The sequence below is a fragment of the Limnohabitans sp. genome, assembly GCF_031539175.1.
Classification (GTDB): Bacteria; Pseudomonadota; Gammaproteobacteria; order Burkholderiales; family Burkholderiaceae_C; genus Limnohabitans.
On record NZ_JAVKLQ010000067.1, the window covers coordinates 1 to 20,867 of the forward strand.

The 20,867-nt window shown below is 59.4% G+C and carries 21 protein-coding genes; 16 read left to right on the forward strand and 5 right to left on the reverse strand.

Annotation, left to right across the window (positions count from 1 at the left end; all coding sequences use genetic code 11):
* Nucleotides 1-274 precede the first annotated feature (274 nt).
* Complete coding sequence (gene coq7, locus RMS95_RS11960) at nucleotides 275-892, forward strand: 2-polyprenyl-3-methyl-6-methoxy-1,4-benzoquinone monooxygenase (RefSeq protein WP_310646432.1); 618 nt, start codon at nucleotides 275-277, stop codon at nucleotides 890-892.
* 10 nt (nucleotides 893-902) lie between these two features.
* Here coq7 and RMS95_RS11965 read toward each other — a convergent pair whose 3' ends face one another.
* Complete coding sequence (locus tag RMS95_RS11965; protein ID WP_310646433.1) at nucleotides 903-1,352, reverse strand: OsmC family protein; 450 nt, start codon at nucleotides 1,350-1,352, stop codon at nucleotides 903-905.
* A gap of 186 nt (nucleotides 1,353-1,538) precedes the next feature.
* Between RMS95_RS11965 and ilvA the strand changes: the two genes are divergently transcribed.
* Nucleotides 1,539-3,116, forward strand: coding sequence for a threonine ammonia-lyase, biosynthetic (gene ilvA / locus RMS95_RS11970; protein ID WP_310646434.1), 1,578 nt, complete (start codon nucleotides 1,539-1,541; stop codon nucleotides 3,114-3,116).
* 65 nt (nucleotides 3,117-3,181) lie between these two features.
* Here the strand turns inward: ilvA and RMS95_RS11975 are convergent, their stop codons facing one another.
* Nucleotides 3,182-3,667 carry a type II secretion system protein N gene (locus RMS95_RS11975; RefSeq protein WP_310646435.1) on the reverse strand — a complete coding sequence of 162 codons (486 nt, stop codon included), beginning with the start codon at nucleotides 3,665-3,667 and terminating at the stop codon, nucleotides 3,182-3,184.
* A gap of 46 nt (nucleotides 3,668-3,713) precedes the next feature.
* On the opposite strand from RMS95_RS11975, the gene gspG reads away from it, so the two are divergent.
* From gspG to RMS95_RS12045, 14 genes are all read left to right on the forward strand, one after another.
* Nucleotides 3,714-4,175, forward strand: coding sequence for a type II secretion system major pseudopilin GspG (gspG, locus tag RMS95_RS11980; protein ID WP_310646436.1), 462 nt, complete (start codon nucleotides 3,714-3,716; stop codon nucleotides 4,173-4,175).
* Nucleotides 4,176-4,194: 19 nt separating this feature from the next.
* Nucleotides 4,195-4,680 carry a prepilin-type N-terminal cleavage/methylation domain-containing protein gene (locus tag RMS95_RS11985; RefSeq protein ID WP_310646437.1) on the forward strand — a complete coding sequence of 162 codons (486 nt, stop codon included), beginning with the start codon at nucleotides 4,195-4,197 and terminating at the stop codon, nucleotides 4,678-4,680.
* Nucleotides 4,677-5,072, forward strand: a complete 396-nt coding sequence (gene gspI / locus RMS95_RS11990) for a type II secretion system minor pseudopilin GspI (RefSeq protein WP_310646438.1) — start codon at nucleotides 4,677-4,679, stop codon at nucleotides 5,070-5,072. The genes RMS95_RS11985 and gspI overlap by 4 nt, the downstream gene beginning before the upstream one ends.
* On the forward strand, nucleotides 5,072-5,809 hold the full coding sequence (locus tag RMS95_RS11995; RefSeq protein WP_310646439.1) for a prepilin-type N-terminal cleavage/methylation domain-containing protein: 738 nt from the start codon (nucleotides 5,072-5,074) through the stop codon (nucleotides 5,807-5,809). Before gspI ends, RMS95_RS11995 begins: the two co-directional genes overlap by 1 nt.
* A complete protein-coding gene (gspK, locus tag RMS95_RS12000) occupies nucleotides 5,806-6,792 on the forward strand; it encodes a type II secretion system minor pseudopilin GspK (RefSeq protein ID WP_310646440.1) in 987 nt (328 codons plus the stop codon). The genes RMS95_RS11995 and gspK overlap by 4 nt, the downstream gene beginning before the upstream one ends.
* Nucleotides 6,793-6,800: 8 nt before the next feature.
* Nucleotides 6,801-8,015, forward strand: a complete 1,215-nt coding sequence (gene gspL, locus RMS95_RS12005; protein WP_310646441.1) for a type II secretion system protein GspL — start codon at nucleotides 6,801-6,803, stop codon at nucleotides 8,013-8,015.
* Nucleotides 8,012-8,530 carry a type II secretion system protein GspM gene (gspM, locus tag RMS95_RS12010; RefSeq protein WP_310646442.1) on the forward strand — a complete coding sequence of 173 codons (519 nt, stop codon included), beginning with the start codon at nucleotides 8,012-8,014 and terminating at the stop codon, nucleotides 8,528-8,530. Before gspL ends, gspM begins: the two co-directional genes overlap by 4 nt.
* Nucleotides 8,527-9,330 (forward strand): type II secretion system protein N, encoded by an 804-nt coding sequence (gspN, locus tag RMS95_RS12015; RefSeq protein WP_310646443.1) that lies wholly within the window; start codon nucleotides 8,527-8,529, stop codon nucleotides 9,328-9,330. Before gspM ends, gspN begins: the two co-directional genes overlap by 4 nt.
* 5 nt (nucleotides 9,331-9,335) lie before the next feature.
* On the forward strand, nucleotides 9,336-11,426 hold the full coding sequence (gene gspD / locus RMS95_RS12020; protein WP_310646444.1) for a type II secretion system secretin GspD: 2,091 nt from the start codon (nucleotides 9,336-9,338) through the stop codon (nucleotides 11,424-11,426).
* Between the two features lie 5 nt (nucleotides 11,427-11,431).
* Nucleotides 11,432-12,820 (forward strand): ATPase, T2SS/T4P/T4SS family, encoded by a 1,389-nt coding sequence (locus tag RMS95_RS12025; RefSeq protein WP_310646445.1) that lies wholly within the window; start codon nucleotides 11,432-11,434, stop codon nucleotides 12,818-12,820.
* Nucleotides 12,821-12,933: 113 nt separating this feature from the next.
* Nucleotides 12,934-14,835 (forward strand): hypothetical protein, encoded by a 1,902-nt coding sequence (locus tag RMS95_RS12030; protein WP_310646446.1) that lies wholly within the window; start codon nucleotides 12,934-12,936, stop codon nucleotides 14,833-14,835.
* Between the two features lie 135 nt (nucleotides 14,836-14,970).
* A complete protein-coding gene (gene gspF, locus RMS95_RS12035) occupies nucleotides 14,971-16,188 on the forward strand; it encodes a type II secretion system inner membrane protein GspF (RefSeq protein ID WP_310646447.1) in 1,218 nt (405 codons plus the stop codon).
* Between the two features lie 17 nt (nucleotides 16,189-16,205).
* Nucleotides 16,206-17,108: a 5'-nucleotidase gene (locus RMS95_RS12040; protein WP_310646448.1), complete on the forward strand. Its 903-nt coding sequence runs from the start codon at nucleotides 16,206-16,208 to the stop codon at nucleotides 17,106-17,108.
* Between the two features lie 5 nt (nucleotides 17,109-17,113).
* On the forward strand, nucleotides 17,114-18,964 hold the full coding sequence (locus tag RMS95_RS12045; RefSeq protein ID WP_310646449.1) for an ABC transporter ATP-binding protein/permease: 1,851 nt from the start codon (nucleotides 17,114-17,116) through the stop codon (nucleotides 18,962-18,964).
* 7 nt (nucleotides 18,965-18,971) lie between these two features.
* Here the strand turns inward: RMS95_RS12045 and queC are convergent, their stop codons facing one another.
* The 3 genes from queC to RMS95_RS12060 are packed head-to-tail and all read right to left on the reverse strand — an operon-like array spanning nucleotide 18,972 to nucleotide 20,843.
* Nucleotides 18,972-19,685, reverse strand: a complete 714-nt coding sequence (gene queC, locus RMS95_RS12050) for a 7-cyano-7-deazaguanine synthase QueC (RefSeq protein WP_310646495.1) — start codon at nucleotides 19,683-19,685, stop codon at nucleotides 18,972-18,974.
* 8 nt (nucleotides 19,686-19,693) lie between these two features.
* Nucleotides 19,694-20,257 (reverse strand): DUF2889 domain-containing protein, encoded by a 564-nt coding sequence (locus tag RMS95_RS12055; RefSeq protein ID WP_310646450.1) that lies wholly within the window; start codon nucleotides 20,255-20,257, stop codon nucleotides 19,694-19,696.
* A gap of 10 nt (nucleotides 20,258-20,267) precedes the next feature.
* Nucleotides 20,268-20,843: a TIGR00645 family protein gene (locus RMS95_RS12060; RefSeq protein ID WP_310646451.1), complete on the reverse strand. Its 576-nt coding sequence runs from the start codon at nucleotides 20,841-20,843 to the stop codon at nucleotides 20,268-20,270.
* Nucleotides 20,844-20,867 lie beyond the last annotated feature (24 nt).

The following is a 20,867-nucleotide window of genomic DNA, read 5'->3' on the forward strand; positions in this document are numbered from 1 at the left end:
GCGATAGCAACGAGGGTTTTTTTCATTTCAAGGTTCTCCAAGGTTTGAACAGGGGCTCCAGACTTTCCAGAGCCAACCTCCGTTTTCGGGAAGTTGGCGCTATTGAACCAGACAGCTCTGCAACATTCCACGACAAAGTCGAAAAATAGAGTTTTCATGTTGCTTTGATGCAACAAAGACACCCCTCATGCATGGCAAACCCTAGGAAATACGCCACAAACACGGAAATGCACAAACGGCGTCATTAGCCGTTGGCGGATTTAAACTCAGTGACATGGATGCTCTTCTTATTGCCGCTGACAGTGCCTTGCGCACCGTGTTTGCGAACCACCACGCCAACCGTCTCAACCCAAGTCATGCCATTGCAACGGCCATGACGGAGGCTGAAAAGCGCGAAGCTGCCGCGTTGATGCGGGTCAACCATGTGGGCGAGGTCTGTGCACAAGCGCTGTACACAGCCCAAGCCTTGGCGACACGCGATGTGGCGCTGCGCCAACACCTGACCGAGGCTTGCAACGAAGAAACCGACCATTTGGCGTGGACCGAAGAGCGGCTGAAAGAGTTAGGCGGGCGCACCAGCCTGCTCAACCCGCTTTGGTATGTGGGTGCGTTTGGTATTGGCTACGCGGCAGCCAAACTGGGCGGCGATCGCGTGAGCTTAGGTTTTGTGGTGGAAACCGAGCGCCAAGTCGAGGCGCATTTGCAAAGCCATATGCACCAGTTGCCCGAAAAAGACACCGCTTCACGCGCCATCGTGGCGACCATGAAGGCCGATGAAGCCCGTCATGCGCAAGAGGCATTGGCAGCCGGTGCCACCGAGCTGCCTGCCCCGATCAAAGGGCTGATGAAGCTAGCCGCCAAAGTGATGACCACCGTGGCGCATCGCATCTAAAACACGGGTTTTAAGCTTCTACCACTTCAAAACTGGTGGTGATCTCCGCCGTTTTGCCCAGCATGATGCTGGCAGAACAGTATTTGTCATGGCTCATGGCAATGGCGCGCTCCACGGCCAAGGCGGGAATGGCTTTACCCGTCACGGTGAAATGCATGTTGATCTGGGTGAACACCTTGGGGTCGACCTCAGCGCGCTCGCTGCTGATTTTCACGCTGCAACCGCGCACATCGTGGCGACCGCGCTTCAAAATCAGCACCACGTCGTAAGCCGTGCAACCCCCCGTGCCCGCCAACAGCATTTCCATCGGACGTGGCGCCAAGTTTTGCCCCCCGTTTTCTGGTTTGGCCGCATCAGGGGCGCCATCCATTGCTACGACGTGGCCGCTGCCCGTCTCGGCCACAAAGCCCATGCCTGAGCGGGTGCCCGAATTACCGGTCCAGCTGACGGTGCATTCCATGTTTTTCTCCTAAAAATTGATACCCAATTGTCTGACAAATGTTGCGCTGCAACAGAAAATGTATACACTAGAGGCTTGTCTCCTCCACCCTCAAAAGTGGATTCAGCCCCGAGTTGCAAAACTCGGGGTTTTTTTTCGCCTGCGTGCATCGCTGAGCCTGATTTTTTCATAAGAGACAATCACCCTATGTCTACCCGCACACCCAAGCCCCGCGCCCTGCAACCCGCCGATTACCTGAAAAAGATCTTGACCGCCCGCGTGTACGACGTGGCCGTTGAATCTGCGCTAGAAGTTGCCAAAAACCTCAGCCGACGCCTGAACAACACCGTGCTTTTGAAGCGCGAAGACCAGCAACCCGTGCACAGCTTTAAGCTGCGCGGCGCTTACAACAAGATGGCGCACCTCACACCCGCACAGTTGAAAAAAGGCGTGATTTGCGCCTCGGCAGGCAACCATGCCCAAGGCGTGGCGCTGGGTGCCAAGCGCTTAGGCACCAAAGCTGTCATCGTCATGCCCACCACGACGCCCAGCGTGAAAATTGAGGCGGTCAAAGCCTTGGGCGGCGACGTGGTGCTGGCGGGCGAGAGCTACTCCGACGCCTACCAACATGCCACCATGCTGGAAAAGAAAAACGGCATGACCTTTGTGCACCCGTTTGACGATCCCGATGTCATCGCGGGCCAAGGCACGATTGCCATGGAAATGCTGCGCCAGCATCAAGGCCCCTTAGACGCGGTGTTCGTCGCCATCGGTGGCGGCGGCCTGATTGCGGGCGTGGCCAACTACATCAAGGCCGTGCGCCCCGACATCAAAGTGATTGGCGTGCAAATGGATGACTCGTCCGCCATGATGCAGTCGGTGCAAAAAGGCAAACGCGTCACCCTCAACGATGTGGGTTTGTTCTCTGACGGCACCGCGGTCAAGCTGGTGGGCGAAGAAACCTTTCGCGTGTCTAAAAACTTGGTCGACAGCTACATCACCGTCGACACCGACGCCGTGTGCGCCGCCATCAAGGACGTGTTTGTGGACACCCGCAGCATCGTCGAGCCCGCAGGCGCATTGGCCGTGGCTGCCATCAAACAATACGTGGCCGAGCACAAAACCAAGGGCGAAACCTACGCCGCCATTTTGTGTGGCGCCAACATGAACTTCGACCGCTTGCGCTTTGTGGCCGAACGCGCCGAAGTGGGCGAAGAACGCGAAGCCTTGTTTGCGGTGACCATCCCCGAGCAGCCCGGCAGCCTGCGCCGTTTTTGCGAGCTGATTGGCAAGCTGCCCAGCTTAGGTGGCAGCAAGTCGCCCCGCAATGTGACCGAGTTCAATTACCGCATGAGCGACAAAGCGAAGGCCCATGTTTTCGTCGGCTTGACCACGGGCGTGAAAGGCGAAAGCAACAAAATTGCAAGCCACTTCACCAAAAACGGGTTTGAAGCCATCGACCTCACCCACGACGAGCTGGCCAAAGAGCACATCCGCCACATGGTGGGCGGGCACTCCAGCTTGGCGCACGAAGAGCGCTTGCTGCGTTTTGAGTTCCCCGAGCGCCCCGGTGCGTTGATGAAGTTCTTGCTGGCCATGCGCCCCGGCTGGAACATCAGCCTGTTCCACTACCGCAACCAAGGCGCGGACTACGGCCGCATTTTGATGGGACTGCAAGTGCCCAAAGCAGACAACAAAATGTTCGCCAAATTCTTGGACGAATTGGGCTACCCCTTTGTGGAAGAAACCCTCAACCCCGCTTATCGCTTGTTTTTGCAACGCTGAAGTGCCCATCAGCCACGGCTTTTACGCCTTGGCAGGCATAAAAAAGGCGCTGATCAGCGCCTTTTTTACTTCTTGGCTGGCAACTCCAGCGTCAGCGCAGGCGGGCTGTCGGTCCCCGCGCCGAGGCTGACGCGCTTGGCTTCGGTGCCTTGCAGCACCAAGCCGTCGGTCACCACGGCACCCACGCGAAACGGCTTGGCCGGTTTGCCATCCACCGCGATCAAGGCCGCCCCTGCGTTGGGGCCGCCATCCAAAACACCGAGCAACTGAAAACGACTCGCCAAGCTAGGCGCTGCCGCCGCTTGCACAGGCAAGGCGCCTAAGCTGCGGGCAGCGGCTGCGGTGTCGACATCTGGCAGCGCCTGCGGTGCCGCCATGGCCGAGCCTTGCATTTGCCCACTGGCCGACCAACGCAAACCCCAACTCACCGCGCTAAAGGCCACAGCGGCCCACACCGCAGCGGTCAGCACTTTCTGCAAGCCGCGACTGGACAAGCCGCGCCCCAATGACAGCGAAGACACAGCAGCGAAGGAGAGGCGTTGGCGAAGCATGCGCGGATTATGATTCATGCTTGACAGCGAACTTGTGAGCCCCTTGATGACCACCCTCCCGAATACCGTCCACCCCGCCCCCACGCAACGCCCACGTCAAAGCCAACGCGGCTTCACGCTGATTGAGTTGATGGTGGTGCTCGCCATCATTGGCGTGCTCGCCGCGCTCGTGGTGCCCAACGTGCTCAACCGCGCAGACGATGCCCGCGTGACCGCTGCCAAGACCGACGTGGGCAACCTGATGCAAGCCCTCAAGCTCTACCGTTTGGACAACCAGCGCTACCCTGCCCCCGAGCAAGGCCTGCAAGCTTTGGTGGTGCAGCCCACCACCGGCCCAGCGCCACTGAACTGGAAGCCCTACATCGACAAGCTCCCCAACGACCCATGGGGCCGCCCCTACCAATACATGAACCCTGGCGTGAAAGGCGAGATCGACGTGCTGTCACTGGGTGCCGATGGCCAACCTGGCGGCGAAGGCAAAAACGCCGACATCGGCAGCTGGCAATAAGCACGCGGCCCAGCCCGTCATGCAGCGCCAACGCGGCCTGACCCTGTTGGAGCTGTTGGTGGTCTTGGCCATCATCGGGTTCGCCATGGCGGGTGTGAGTTTGGCGATGCGCGACAGCGGCCAAACCCAACTCGAACGTGAGGCCCAGCGCCTCACTGCCCAGCTCGAAGCCGCTCGTGCCCAGTCGCGCACCAGTGGCGTGGCATTGATATGGCGCACCACCGCCGAGGGCTACGAGATCAGCAGCGCCGTGGCAAACAGCGGCTTGGCCACACGCCAAGAAGCGTGGCTCTACCCCACCACCCAAGCGCAAGTCAGCACCGTTGGCGCGAACATCCCCAATGGGGTTGTACTGGGGCCAGAGCCCATCATGTCACCAGCCAGCATCACGCTGTCTATCTCCGCCAGCCATGCCACCAGCCCTGCCAAAGTGCAGCAGTTGCAGCAATTGCAGCAATTGCGAATAGCCACCGACGGGTTGCGGCCTTTTCAGGTGGTGCCATGACGCAAAGCACCGCCACACAAAATCAACAGCGCCAACACCAAGGCCAACAAGGTTTCACCTTGATTGAAGTCTTGGTGGCGCTGGCCATCGTCGCGCTCGCCTTGATGACGGGCACCAAGGTCAGCGGCGCCCTGACACGCAATGCGCAGCGTCAAACCGATGTGTTGCTGGGCCAAATCTGCGCGGACAACGCCATCCAACAACTGCGTTTGGCCCAGCAAATGCCGGGTGTGGGCGATACACGCGTGCCCTGCGTCCAAGCCGAGCGCAATTTCGAGGTGGCGTTGACCGTGCGCACCACGCCCAACCCAGCGTTTCGTCGCGTGGATGCGCAAGTCTTTGACGCCACCACGCCCATCCTTCGGGTCACCACCGTGCTGGGGCGTTACTGATGGCGCACCAACACCGCCGCCACACGCAACGCGGCTTCACGCTGATTGAGCTGCTGATCGCCATCACCTTGATGGCTGTCATGGCGGGCATGAGTTGGCGCGGCTTGGATGGGCTCATGCGCACCCGCAACATCACCCAAACCCAGGTGGACCAAATCACCGTGATGCAAACCGTGCTCGCCCAATGGCAAGCCGACCTCGACGCCATGCAGCCCGTGCCGACGTTGAATGATGCGGGCGTGACTTGGGACGGCCAGACTCTGCGCCTCACCCGCCGCGCCAGCACTTGGCGCGTGGACGGCAGCGACGCCGGCCTGTGGGTCGTGGCTTGGACACGCCGCGACACACCGCAAGCGGGCAACAACCAAGGCGTGTGGGTACGTTGGCAGTCCCCTGCCCTGCAAACCCGCGCCAGTCTGCAACAAGCATGGGCCCAAGCCCAGCGCTGGGGCCAAAACCCCAGCAGCGAAGACCAAGCCTTAGAAACCACCTTGGTGCCCCTGAACCTCTGGCAAATCAGCTACTTCAGGGGCAATGCATGGAGCAACCCGCTCTCTAGCGGCGACGCGGCCATTGGCAGCGCATCCTCCAACGGGGGCGCACTGCCTAACACCAGCGCCACACCGGTCACCCCAGACGCCATTCGCCTGTTGCTAGAGCTACCCGCCCAAACAGGCCTGCGCGGACGCATCACCCTCGACTGGGTGCGTCCCAACTTCAGCAACACCAAAACATGACGCGCCTCATCCAGCGCACGCCGCGCACATCTCAGGTCGGTGCGGCGTTGTTGGCCGCCATGCTCACAGTCGCGTTGGTGGCCACCTTGGCGGCGGGCGCCATGTGGCAGCAATGGCGATCCATTGAGGTCGAAAGCGCGGAACGCCAGCGTTCACAAGCCCGCTGGCTGCTGACGGGCGCACTCGATTGGGCCCGCGTCATCTTGCGCGAAGACGCCCGCGCCGATCACGCCAACACCCCCACCGACAGCTTGGCCGAGCCGTGGGCCGTACCGCTGCAAGAGGCGCGTTTGTCCAGCTTTTTGGCGGCCTTGCCCGATGGCAGCGTGACCACAGGCAACAGCGGCGAAGACGACAACCTCGCGCAAAACGTGTTCTTGTCGGGCCAAGTCAGCGACCTGCAAGGCCGCCTCAACGTCACCAACTTGATCAAGGGTGACCAACCCGATCCCAACGCCCTCGCCGCCTTCGAGCGTTTGTTTGATGTCTTGGGCGTCCCACCAACCCAGCTCAACCTCTTGGTGCTGGGCCTGCAAGCCGCGCAACGCAAGTCGTCTGACAGCAGCAACACCAGCACGCCGCTGATGCCCCAACGCGTGGCACAACTGACATGGCTGGGCCTCTCGCCCGCCTCTTTGAAAACCTTGGCGCCCCACCTCACGCTGCTGCCCACACCCACCACCGTCAACGTCAACACCGCCAGCCACCAGGTGCTGTACGCCAGCGTGCCGGGCTTGAGCATGGGCGATGCGCAGCGCTTGGTGCAACAACGCGAACGCACGCCATGGTCCACCTTGGACGACTTTGTCAAAGCCCTAGGACGCCCCGCCGACCTGCAAAACAGCCACAACGTGAACACACAGTTTTTTGAAGTTTTGGGTCGGTTGCGCATGTCGCAAACCACGCTGCAAGAACGCTCGTTGGTCAAGCGTGAGCAGAGTAACTTAACTGTCATATGGCGTGAGTCTGGCTCTCTACAATGACCGTTCTCATGTTGATCATCGCCCTGCCACACACCTCAGCCCACGCCGCCACCGGCTACGCCCATGTGCACTCTGACGGCCACAGCGTCACGCGCAGCGCAACGGGCGCAGCCGCGACCTTGTCGGCCCATGCGGGCGAGGTGGTTGCTGTGATGCCGCACAGCCGGATGTCGTGGCTCAGCGTACAACTGCCGCCGGGCAGTCACGGCCCGCGCTTGGCGAACGTGCTGCATGGTTTGCTGGAAGACCGTTTGCTCGACGACCCACAGCAACTGCACTTGGTGCTGCCGCCCCACAGTCAAAGCTTGGCCCGCACAGGCGGTAACACCTGCGTGGCCGTGTGCGACAAAGCGTGGTTGCGTGAAGTGCTGGCCCCACTGCAAGCCGCAGGCTTGACCGTGCAACGCTTGGTGCCTGAGTTACAACCCACCGACACACCAACGCTGCACATCATGGGCGCGCCTGAACAGGCACTCAGCGTGTTGACGCAGTCAGAAGGTGTCAGTCTGTTGCCGTCTAACGCCGCGTCATGGCGCGCTTTTCAGGCCCTGAATGACGCGCTGAACAACCCGGATCTGCACATCTACGCCGAGCCCGCCATGGTCGAGCGCGTGCAAACCACGCTGCAGCGTCAGCCCTTGCTGCAAAGCGCCGCCCAACGCTGGGTGGCCGCCAGCCAATCGGCGTGGGATTTGGCCCAAGGCGAATGGGCACAAGGTCGCAGCCAGCGTCTGCAACGTGGGTTGCAAAGTGCTTGGCAAACCTTGGCCCATGCCCCCGCGTGGCGTGCTGTGCGCGTGGGTATTGCGGCCTTGGTGCTGCTGCAAATCGTGGGGCTGAACGCTTTGGCTTGGCGCGAAAAGTCTGCCTTGGATCAACAGCAACTGGCGTTGCAACGCATCTTGAAAACCAGTTTTCCTGCCGTCAGCTTGGTCATCGACGCCCCCTTGCAAATGCAACGCGAAGTGGACGCTTTGCAGCAGAAGTCAGGCCACGTCAGCCGCACCGATTTAGAGCCATTGCTGGCCGCCCTCGCGGGCGTGTTGCCTGCCAACACTGTGCCCACGCAACTGCACTTCGCCAACGCGTCTCTGCGGGTGCAAGGGTTGACGCTCGACGACAAGACCATCCAAAGCGCCCAAACTGCGCTCAAAGCCCAACAACTCAGCCTGCGCCAAGACGGCAACAACACCTGGGTGTTGCAAGCGGAGGTCCACCCATGAGCAACGCCTTTCAAGCGCTCAAAGCCACGGCGGCCACACGCTGGCAAGTCTTGTCCGTGCGCGAACAACGCAGCTTGGCTTGGCTGGGCCTGCTGCTGGCCTCGGTGCTGATCTGGGGCGTGGCCATCGCCCCCGCGATGCACACCTTGCGCGACAGCGATGCACGCCGCGCCCACATCGGCGTGCAGCAAGCCCACATGCGGGCCTTGCAAGCACAGGCCAAAGCCTTGCAACAACGCACACCCTTGTCGCGCGACGAGGCGCTGCGCACCTTGCAAAGCCTCAGCGCGAATTCACCCTTTCAACTGACGGTGCAAGGCGAACGTGTGTCGGTGCAACTCAAAACAGTGCCTGCGCAAACCTTGGCCACATGGTTGACCCAAGTGCGCAACCAAGCGCAAGTGCTGCCCACCGAAGCGCACCTGACGCGTGGCGCTGACACCGACAAAAACAACACCACATGGAACGGCAGCTTGGTGCTGCGCTTGCCTGACAACACGGCGAGGGCGCAGTGAGCACGCGCCGCTGGGTATGGACGGGCGCGGCCATCGGCGCCGTGCTGGCCATGGTCACCCAAGCCCCCGCCTATTGGCTGGCCCACATCGTGGCGCAAGCCAGCGGTGAACGCGTGATGTTGCGCGACCCGCAAGGCACCGTGTGGCACGGCTCCGCCCAAGCCGTGCTGAGTGCAGGGCCGCAATCTGAAGCATCCAACACCGCGTTGCCAACGCGTGTGCAATGGCAATTTGGCCCACACCTTGATGTGTCGGCAGCGCGCTTGGGATTGCGCGCCAGCCTGGCGTCGGCATGCTGTACCTCACCAACCATTCAGGTGGATGTGACACCGCAATGGCGTGGGATTCGCGTGCAGGTCAACGACCAACGTTCCACATGGCCCGCATCGTGGTTGACGGGTTTGGGCGCGCCTTGGAACACGATGCAAGCCGAAGGCGCATTGCAACTCAGCACACAGCAATTGACGTGGCAACACATCGCAGGCCAAACGCAGCTGCAAGGCCAAGCCCAACTGGAGTTGCAACACATGTCGACCCGACTGTCCACCCTCAAGCCTTTGGGCAGCTACCGCTTGGTGGTACTGGGCACGGGCGCCTCGACCGCGGGTGACACAATGCGCCTCACCCTCGACACCGTGGAAGGCAGCTTGAAGCTGCAGGGCCAAGGCCAATGGCGCAACGGACATTTGCAATTCAATGGCGAAGCATCGAGCGAACCCGATGCCGAGGCCGCACTCTCTAATTTGTTGAACATCCTCGGCCAACGCCGAGGTGCCAAGTCGATCTTGAAACTGGGTTAACGCGTATGCCAAAGCAACACACATTTTTCAAACCCACCACGCTGGCACTGGCCTTGGGACTCTGTCTGGGCCTGCTCCCTGCCCTCAGCGGCTTGTCGCTCACGCACGCCGCGCCACCGGCCAAGAAGGCCAACGCGGCAGAGCCCATCACTCTGAATTTTGTGAACGCAGACATTGAGTCCGTCGCACGCACCTTGGCCACACTGTCCAACCGCAACTTGGTGGTGGACCCTCGCGTGAAGGGCACGATCAACCTCAGCACCGAGCTGCCCGTTTCGCCCAACGAAGCTTGGAACCAGTTCTTGGCAGCCTTGCGCTTGCAAGGTTTTGCCATGGTCGAGACCAAAGGGCTTTACAAAATCGTGCCCGAAGCCGACGCGAAGTTGCAAGGCGGCAGCGTGCAGCAAATCGACAACGCGGGCTCCGGCGCGGCCAACGGCCAAATCGTCACGCACATCTTCAAGCTCAATTTTGAGCAGGCCAACAACTTGCTACCTGTGTTGCGCCCGCTGATCAGCCCCAACAACACCATCAACGTCAACCCTGGCAACAACTCGCTGGTCATCACCGACTACGCCGACAACCTGCAACGCATGGCGCGCATCATTGCAGCGCTCGATGTGTCCAACGCCAGTGACGTCGAAGTGATTCAGCTCAAAAACGCCATCGCCATCGACTTGGCGCCACTGGTATTGCGCTTGATCGAGTCCGGCGGAGCCGCCATGCCGAGCGCCACCCCCGGTCAAACGGGGGCCGAGTTCAAAACTACCTTGGTGGCCGAGCCCCGCAGCAACACCCTCATCTTGCGTGCAGCCAACGCCGCCCGCGTGGCGCTGGTGCGCGCCTTGGTGGAAAAGCTAGACCAGCCCGGCAGCAGCAACCCCAGCGGCAACATCCATGTGGTGTATTTGAAAAATGCCGACGCCACCAAACTGGCGGCCACCTTGCGTGCCGCCGTCAGCGGTGAAGTGCGCAGCACAACGTCAGGCACCGCCAGCACAGGCACATTGCCAATGGGCAACACACCGAGCACCGCATCCGGCAGCACCTTGGGTGGCACCAACGCCGCCAGCGGGGCCACCACGGGCGGACAGATTCAAGCGGACACGGCCACCAACTCACTCATCATCACCGCGCCTGAACCGCAATACCGCCAGCTTCGCGCCGTGATCGACTTGCTGGACCAACGCCGCGCGCAGGTCATGGTGGAGAGTTTGATTGCCGAGGTCAACGCCGACAAGGCGCTGCAAATGGGCATTCAATGGCAAGGCGCACTGGGCAGCAACGGCGTGGCAGGCACCAACTTTGGGTCGACCGGCAACATCGTCGGCTTGTCGCAAGGCGGCACCACCGCGGCCACCGCAGGCATTGGCGGGGGTTTGAACATTGGCACCATCCGCAACGTCAACGGCACCACCGTGCTGAGCAGCTTGGCCAACTTCCTAGAAACCAATGGCGACGCCAACATCCTCTCCACACCCAATTTGCTGACCTTGGACAACGAAGAAGCCAAGATCGTGGTGGGCCAAAACGTGCCGTTTGTGACGGGTCAGTACACGAACAACAACACAACGGGCGGTGCGGTGAATCCGTTTCAAACCGTAGAACGCAAAGACGTGGGCTTGACGCTCAAGGTCAAACCACAAATCAGCGAGACCGGCACCGTCAAGATGACCGTGTTTCAAGAAGTCTCCAGCGTGGATTACTCCAAGGCCGCCAGCATTGGTTTGATCACCAACAAACGCAGCATCGAGTCCAACGTGTTGGTGGACGACGGCTCCATCATCGTGTTGGGCGGTCTGTTGTCTGACGAGTATTCGAGCAACGCCAGCAAAGTGCCGGGTTTGGGTGACATCCCCGGCTTCGGCTGGCTGTTCAAGAGTGAGAGCCGCACGCGCAGCAAGAAAAACCTGATGGTGTTTTTACGCCCCGTGGTGGTTCGTGATGCCAAAGCGTCTGACTCGTTGAGCGTCAACCGTTACGAACAAATGATGGGCTTGCAACGCAATGCAGTGCCCTCACTCAACCCCTTGCTCGACACGGGCCCAGTCCCCACACTGCCACCGCTGGCACCACCGAGCACAACGGTCAAATAAAAGCCATGCGTCGCCCGCTGCCCTACGCCTTTGCCCGCACCCACCAGCTGTTGCTGGAGGACGATGGCCACACGCTCACGCTTTGGCACAGCGATGCACCCGACCTGAGCGCCTGGAGCGAGGTGACACGTCGCCACGCCGTGCAGTCGTTTGAATACACCGACAAAGCCACGCTGGCCAAACGCATCAGCGAGGCCTATGCCCAAGCCGACAGCAATGCCGCCGCCGTGGTGAGCGAGGTCGAGAGCGACGCCGACCTGACGCGCATGATGCAAGAGCTGCCTGCTGTGGAAGATTTGTTGGAAGCCGCCGACGACGCGCCCATCATCCGCATGCTCAACGCGCTGTTGACGCAAGCCGCACGCGATGGCGCGAGCGACATCCACATCGAGCCCTACGAGCGCCACAGCAGCGTGCGCTTTCGCGTGGATGGCACCTTGCGCGAAGTGGTGCAACCCAACCGTGCCTTGCATGCGGCCCTGATTTCACGTTTGAAAATCATGGCCGAGCTGGACATTGCCGAAAAGCGTTTGCCGCAGGACGGCCGCATTTCGCTGCGCTTGGGCCAACGCGCCATTGACGTGCGTGTGTCCACTTTGCCCAGTGCCCATGGCGAACGCGCCGTGCTGCGTTTGCTCGACAAGTCGGAAAGCAAACTCACGCTGCAAGCCGTCGGCATGGCGGGTGACACGCTGCGCCGCTTTGAAGCGTTGGTCCATCAACCGCACGGCATCATTTTGGTCACCGGTCCCACGGGCTCGGGCAAAACCACCACGCTGTACGCAGCGCTGCAAGGGCTAGACGCCACACGCAACAACATCATGACGGTGGAAGACCCGATTGAATATGAGTTGGCAGGCGTGGGCCAAACGCAGGTGAACGCCAAGATCGATTTGGACTTTGCCAAAGCCCTGCGCGCCATCCTGCGCCAAGACCCCGACATCATCATGATCGGTGAGATTCGCGACTTTGAGACCGCGCAAATTGCCATCCAAGCCTCGCTCACCGGCCACTTGGTGCTGGCCACACTGCACACCAACGATGCGGCCAGCGCCGTCACGCGTTTGACCGACATGGGCGTAGAACCCTTCTTGCTCAGTTCATCGCTCTTGGGCGTGTTGGCCCAACGCCTGCTGCGCAAAACCTGCACGCATTGCCAAGGCAAGGGTTGCGACGCCTGCGGCCACAGCGGCTACCAAGGTCGCACTGGCATTTTTGAATTGCTCACCACCAACGACGACATGCGGGCCCTCATCCACAACCAAGCCAGCGAAGCGCAGCTGCGCGAGGCTGCGTTGCGCAACGGCATGACGTTGATGCGTGACGATGGCGAACGCTTGGTGCGTTTGGGCGTCTCCACCCGCGAAGAGCTGGTGCGCGTTACAAGGGATTAATTAAAAGGCACTGATCGAAAAAATTGAATTCCTTTGTATTAATAAAAGAACTAGACTGTCGGCACTCATCTTTGAGTGCTGCGTTTGGTCTGAATCAATACAAAGGACAACTCATGAAAAAACATTTAGCGCATCTGCTGACTGGCATTTGCATCGCAACCTTGACTGCCTGTGGCGGTGGCAGCGGTACAGCGAGTACAACTCCTTCACTCAGTGGCACTGCAGCCGTAGGCGCACCGCTGGCAGGCGCCACAATCATTTTGAAAGACGGGGCCGGAAAGACGTTAATTCAAACAGCAGGTGCCGATGGCTCATACACCTTCAGCGACGTCTCGGGCTTCACTGCCCCGCTGATGGTCCAAGCCACAGGAACAGCGGGAGGCACAAGTTACACGCTGCACAGCGTGCTTGACACAGTGCCTGCAGCTGGTGTCAGCGGGGTGATCAACGTCACACCGGCCACAGACGCGGCAACAGCACAAGCAGTAGGCGCAGACCCAGCGACTGTCTTTGCAGACGCTGCAAAAATCAAAACCGTAGATGCAACCAAACTTGCCGATGCCAAGGCCCGTTTAAATGCGGCCTTGAAAGACGTTTTGACAGCGCTGGGAGAAGACCCAAGTAAAGTTGACTTGTTCACCACGAAATTTGCAGCCGATAACAAGGGTCTCGATAAATTACTCGACTTGGTGGCGATCAGCAACAACACGGCAACAAGTGGTCAAGCGATCCAAATCACCGACAAGAACACGCAAGCCACGAACACCATTGCGCCGGACGCCAAACCTGCCGATGTGGCCAAAGTGACTGCACCATCATCCGACGATGTGAAGCTCGACACCTCGGGCATTAAAACCATGCTCAGTACCTTCAATGCGTTGACTGGTACAGCAGCAGACATCAACTCAGCAGCCATGCTTGACATCTTTGATGCCGACTTTTTGGACAACGGCAACAACCGTGCAACCACGATTGCCAGCATTGCAAAAAATGCCGTCGGCATGCAACTGAGCAACTACGTGTTGAACGGTTGCAACACCTCAGCGACACCTGTGGTTTGCCAAGGTCAAGCCACTTCGACCAAATCAGACAAGTCCACAGAAACGTTTACGCTTCCTGTGGTGTTGGGCGCGGACAACAAATGGCACCCGTACGGCAACCGTGCACCGTTTAAATTTGAGTTGAAGCCTTTGGCTTATCAGCAAAACTATGTGGGAACGAATGCACCTGCACCAACATTGCAAACCGGTGTTAACTTCTCTTTTACAGGTTATGCCGGATCTAGCTACGACACCAGCAAACCCCGCACCTACCAAAGCGTCATTTTGTACGGCAGCATTGATGATGGGACGACATGGACGGAAACCACACGACTGAAAGTGAACAGCACTTGCAATGGCGACTATTTGCCCATTGACGTTGGAACATCAACCTCTATGGCTTGCTCCAACTTCAAAGTTGTGAGCAATGCCACAGCCATCGCCAACAACAATGCAGCACAGGCACAAGGCAAAAAATGGTTCAAGATCGTGGCCTATCCCAATGCCGACTACACGGGTACTCCCACCAGCTATCAGCACCGTTCCGCACGTCCACTGTTTGATGCAACCACCGGTGCAGCCGCTGTGGCAGCCAGTGGTTTGAGTATCACCAACAGCGAATTGGGCACCAACAGTGTGAGCTTCTTTGGCAACCTCTTGGACGTGAATATTGGCATTCAGCCTGTTGGCCTCACCTACGAGGCGAAAAGGGAAGCGTGGCAAGACAAATCCATGATCAACGCCTTGGGTGGCAAAGCCACCATCGCTGCGGCACTGGCTCAATGCGGCAGTTCTTGCACAACCGCCTACGGCTCAGGCGCCAAGATCACGTCGATCCAACTCTCAAACAACGATGCGCATGGTCGCGGGATTTGGGTTCGCTGGACGATTGCTACCAACACCACAACTACGACCTCCACCACAAACAACACAACAAACAACACCACAAACTACGTTTGTATTGCAAACTGTTAATTCGCTGAGATCCGTCAACACGGAAGAATGATTTTGTAAAACTACATATTGTGGGAATGCAACCATCTAAACGCCTCGTCAACCACGAGGCGTTTTTCATGATCGCACCACAGTCGCATCCAGTAGCATTACCCCATGCCCGCTTATTCCTTCGAAGCCCTAGACCCCCAAGGTCAAACCCGCCGTGGCGTGTTGGAAGCCGACACCGCACGCACGGCACGCAGCCAATTGCGCGCACAAGACTTGGTGCCGCTCAAGGTTGAGCCCGTGCAGCGCAGTCAGAACACGGGCATGAACACCGTCATCTGGGAAAGCAAAGTCTTCAGCCGCACAGCGCTCACCGTGTGGACGCGTCAACTCGCAGGCTTGGTCGCCGCGGGTTTGCCGTTGGAGCGGGCTTTGAGCGCGCTCAGCGACGAGGCCGAAACGCCCCGTCAGCGCGACTTGGTATCCGCACTTCGCACCGAGGTCAACGCCGGTGCGCCATTTGCGAAAGCGCTGGCCCAACACCCACGTGAGTTCTCCAACATCTATGTGGCCGTGATCGGCGCAGGCGAGCAAAGCGGGCATTTAGGGCTCGTGCTAGAGCGCTTGGCCGATGACTTGCAAGAACAACAAAACCTGCGGGGCAAACTGCTCGCTGCGGGCTTGTACCCCGCCATCGTGTGCGTGGTGGCACTGGCCATCGTGTTGTTTTTGCTGGCCTTCGTGGTGCCCCAAGTCGCACAAGTGTTTGGCAGCAACCAACAAAAGCTCCCTTTGCTCACCAGCTTCATGCTGGGCCTGAGCGAGGTGGTGCAAACGTTTTGGCTGTGGGGCTTGCTGCTCATGGCCGCGCTCACCTTGGGTGCGCGCACGGCTTTGAAACAACCCGCCTTGCGCCGCCGCTTTGACGCCGCCTGGCTGCAACTGCCCGTCATTGGCCGCTTGGCCCGTGGCTACAACGCCGCCCGTTTTGCCAGCACGCTGGCCATGTTGGCCACCGCAGGCGTGCCGATTTTGAAAGCGCTGCAAGCCGCTGCCGACACCTTGTCCAACACGGCCTTGCGCCACGATGCGCAAGAGGCCTTGGTGCTGGTGCGCGAAGGCGCCCCGCTGGCCTCGGCCTTGGCGCAAAAAGAACGGTTTCCGCGCTTGTTGGTGATGTTCTCGCGCTTGGGCGAACAAACCGGCACCTTGCCCACCATGTTGCAACGCGCTGCGCAGCAACTCAGCGAAGAAGTGCAACGCCGGGCCATGCAACTCGCCACCATCTTGGAGCCGTTGCTGATTGTGGCCATGGGCGGTATGGTGATGCTCATTGTGTTGGCTGTGATGCTGCCCATCATCCAACTCAACCAATGGGTGAAGTGAACATTTGGAGAAATGCGATGAGTGTGTCGTTAGATGGAAAACTGGTGGTCGCCATTTCGTCCCGCGCGTTGTTTGACTTTGAAGAAGAAAACCAAATCTTCGAACAAGGCGATGACCGTGCGTACATGAAGCTGCAACTCGATCGGCTTGAGTCGCCGGCCAAACCAGGCGTCGCGTTCTCGCTGGTGCAAAAACTGTTGGCGTTCAACACCTCTGAGGCCCAACGCGTGGAGGTGGTCATCCTTTCGCGCAACGACCCCGTCAGCGGCTTGCGCGTGATGAAGTCGGCCGCCCACTACGCGCTGCCCATCATCCGCTGCACCTTCACCCGAGGCGAATCGCCTTGGCGCTATTTGCGCCCGCTCAACGCCAACTTGTTTTTGTCTACCCATTTGTCCGATGTGCGCTCGGCGCTCGATGCGGGCGTGCCCGCTGCACAGGTGTACCCACACTCGGCGCACGCGTCAGAAGCCAACCCACATGAAGTGCGCATTGCCTTTGACGGGGACGCTGTGCTGTTCAGCGACGAGGCAGAGCGCGTCTACCAAGCCCAGGGCTTGGACGCCTTCCAACAACACGAAAAAGACAAAGCGGCCCACCCGCTGTCTGCCGGCCCCTTCAAACCCCTATTGGCCGCCTTGCAAGTGTTGCAACAAGCGGGCACACCGCACATGCGAATTCGCACCGCCTTGGTCACGGCGCGCAGCGCACCCGCCCACGAGCGCGCCATTCGCACACTGATGAACTGGAACATCGATGTAGACCAAGCCATGTTTTTGGGCGGCTTAGAAAAAGGCGAGTTCTTGCGTGAGTTTGAACCCGACTTTTTCTTTGACGACCAAACCGGCCACATCGAATCTGCCGCCCGTCACGTCCCCGCCGGACACGTGGCCAGCGGCGTGCGCAACACCGAGGTTTGACCCGCATGAACGCCTTCCGTACGGTCGCCCACAACGTGGCCAGCAATTGGCACAAAAGTCGACTGCAACTCAACCGTGTGTGGGCCTTGTCGCTGCCCTACTTTCAGTCAGAAGAAAAATGGCGCGCCCGCTTGCTGCTGGCCGCCTGCGTGGGCCTGAACCTGGGCATGGTCTACATGATGGTGCTGCTCAACGACTGGAACCGGGTGTTTTACGACGCGCTGCAAAACCGCGATGCCGAGGTGTTTTGGAAACAACTGGGCGTGTTCGCCGGCTTGGCCACGTGTTTCATCATCGTGGCCGTGTACCGCTTCTACCTCACGCAATTGCTGGAAATGCGTTGGCGCGCGTGGATGACGCGTGACTACCTGCAACGCTGGCTGTCACACAACGTGTTTTACCGGATCGAATTGCAGTCGCAAAACGGCAGCACGGACAACCCTGACCAACGCATTCAAGAAGATGTGCAACAGTTCACCTCGGACACAGTGGGCCTCTCGTTGGGTTTGCTCGACGCCACCGTGACGCTGCTGAGTTTTGTGGGCATTTTGTGGACGCTGTCAGGCGGGTTCAGCTTTCAGTGGCAAGGCTCGGCCTACGAAATTCCCGGCTTCATGGTGTGGATGGCTTTGGCCTACGCCTTGGGCGGCAGCCTGATTGGGCACTGGATTGGCCGATCCATGGCGTCTTTGAACTTCGCACAGCAGAGACTAGAGGCCGACTTCCGTCACCACCTGATGCGCGTGCGCGAATACAGCGAAGCGATTGCGCTAGACCGAGGGAACACTGTAGAGCGTCAATCGTTGCAGGCGCGGTTCAGCCAAGTGCTGGACAACTTCATGCGCTTGCTGCGCGTGCAAAAACGCTACACCTGGTTCAACTCGGGCTATGGCCAAGCGGCGGTGGTGTTCCCCATGCTGGTGGCCTCGCCGCGCTACTTCAGCGGCGCCATTCAGTTGGGCGAGTTGATGCAAATCTCGTCGGCTTTTGGACAAGAGCAAGAGTCACTGAGTTGGTTCATCAGCAACTACAGCCGTTTGGCCTCATGGCAAGCCACCACCCTGCGCTTGACGAGTTTTCAAGACCAAATGCAAAGCATTGCAGGACCTACAGCAGATGCCGTTTTGGTGCAAGAGGTTGCACCATCAACACCGACAGAAACCAAATCTGTATCGACCGTGCCTGCCGAGGGGGTGAACAGTTTGCGCACCGCCCCACTCACCGTGTGGCTTCCCAACGGTCAGGTGCTGCTGGCAGACACCGCACTCACGGTGAATGCAGGCGACAGCGTGCTGATTCGCGGCCCTTCGGGCTGCGGTAAATCCACGTTGCTGCGCGTGCTGGCGGGTATTTGGCCTTATGCATCCAGTCCTGATGTCACCACGTCGCCTTTGGTCACGCTGCCCGAAGGGAGCGTGTTCATGCCACAGCGCCCCTACTTTCCAGAGGGCCGTTTGCGTGAAGCCTTGGCCTACCCAGACAGTGCCGAACCATACAGCGATGCCCACTTGCAGCACGCGTTGGAAGAAGCGCTGCTGCCGCACTTGACGTCTCAACTCGATGTCGAAGGCCGCTGGACGCAGCAACTCTCGGGCGGTGAACAGCAGCGTTTGGCCTTGGCGCGCATGCTGCTCAAGCGACCACGCTGGGTGTTTGCGGACGAGGCGACGAGCGCACTCGACGAAGCCAGCGAAAAAGTCTTGTACGAAAAACTAGGTGCCATGGTGCGAGCCCAAGGCGGCGCCTTGGTCTCCATTGCACACCGCCCAGGGGTTGCGGTCTATCACGCCCAGCAATGGGTGTTTGAGGCAGCCACACCCGACAGTGCCGCCCAGTTCACGCTCAAGGTGTATTGAACCCGCGTCAAGCCTGCCAGCGCTGCCAGCCTTTGGCGCGCAAATCGCAAGCGGGGCACGTACCGCAGCCGTAGCCCCATGCGTGGCGATGCTCGCGGTCGCCCAAATAGCAGGTGTGGGTGTGCTCAACAATAAGGTCCACCAACTGCTGACCGCCTTGGGGGTGGTCACGCTGGCCAAGGTCGTAGGCCAGTTGCCACGTCTGCGCTTTGTCAATCCACATCAAAGGCGTCTCGATCAGCAAGCGGCGATCCATGCCCAATGACAAGGCGATTTGCATGGCCTTCATGGTGTCATCGCGGCAATCGGGGTAGCCCGAAAAATCGGTTTCGCACACGCCGGTGACGATGACATCCAAATCACGTCGGTAGGCCAACGCCGCCGCCAAGGTCAAGAACAACAAATTGCGGCCAGGCACAAAGGTGTTGGGCAGCCCCGAGGCTTCCATCTTGAAACTCATGTCGCGGGTCAGCGAGGTCTCACTCACTTGGCCCAACACCGCCAAGTCGAGCAAATGGTCTTCACCCAACTTCGGCGCCCATTGTGGGAACTGTTCACGCACTTGCGCCAGCACTTGAATGCGCGCTTCGAGCTCCACATGGTGACGCTGGCGGTAATCAAAAGCCAAGGTTTCCACACGCTCGTACTGAGACAGCGCATGGGCCAAACAGGTGGTGGAGTCTTGCCCGCCTGAGAACAGCACGAGCGCATTGCGATGGATGACGTTTTTCATTTCAAACTCTTCGCCTTCTCAGGCCATTGAAAAAACATGGGGTGCAGGCGTTCGACCAACGGGCTGTTGAAGCCCCAGGTCATGCAACGGCCCAGATGGGGTGGTGGCTTGTCCGGGTTTTGGATGGCAAATGTGCCGGTGACCGACTGAAACGCGGCGGTAGCCATGTTGAACAACAGTTCGCGCAAATGGGTGCAGCCCTTGTCGTTGCCCAAATTTTCCTCAATCGCGCGACGCCAGCCCGCACCCAAGGTACAGCCAATCATTTTGTGCATGGGCGGTGCAGCTTCTGGGCAACCCGCGTGGGGCACCTTGTGCATGGCCACCGCAATGTCGCGAATGACCAACTGGGTGTCCACGGTGAGGCGAATGCTCATGTCATGCAGTGGCTCGTTGGCCGCCCACGTACGCTCATTCGGAATGGTGAAGGGATGCGGCTTGGTGTCACGCAAGTGCGCCTCAATGTCCCACAGGCCATCGTCGCGGCGGTAGCCATGGAAGGTGACTTGTCGGGTGTGCGCCAATTGGCGCGGCTGAGCTGGGGGCAAGGAGATGGACACACGGCCCCTTTCAATGGTCGTCTTTGGGGTAATGCGTCAAACGATCGGTCAGCGCAATGGCCAACGCGCTGAGCAAGAACGTGATGTGAATGATGGTCTGCCACATCAACACCTTGACGTCGTAATTGGCGGCGTTGATGAAGGTTTTCAGCAAGTGGATGGACGAAATGCCAATGATGGCCGTGCCCAACTTGACCTTCAACACCGAAGCGTTGACATGGCTGAGCCACTCGGGCTGGTCGGGGTGGTCTTCCAAATACATGCGAGACACGAAGGTTTCGTAGCCACCGACGATGACCATGATCAGCAAATTCGAAATCATCACCACGTCAATCAAGCCCAGCACCACCAGCATGATCACCGACTCATTCAGCTGTGTGACGACCACATCAGATTTGTAGCCAATGCTGCTCACCAAGGCGTCCAAGGCCGTGCGGCTGCCCATCGCGGCCTCGAGCAGATGCACCAACTCCACCCAAAAATGAAACACGTACACAGCCTGCGCCGCAATCAGGCCCAAATACAAAGGCAATTGCAACCACCGACTGGCAAAAATGTAACGAGGCAACGCTGATTTTTGTGACATACAAACCATTTCTACAAGAAGGTT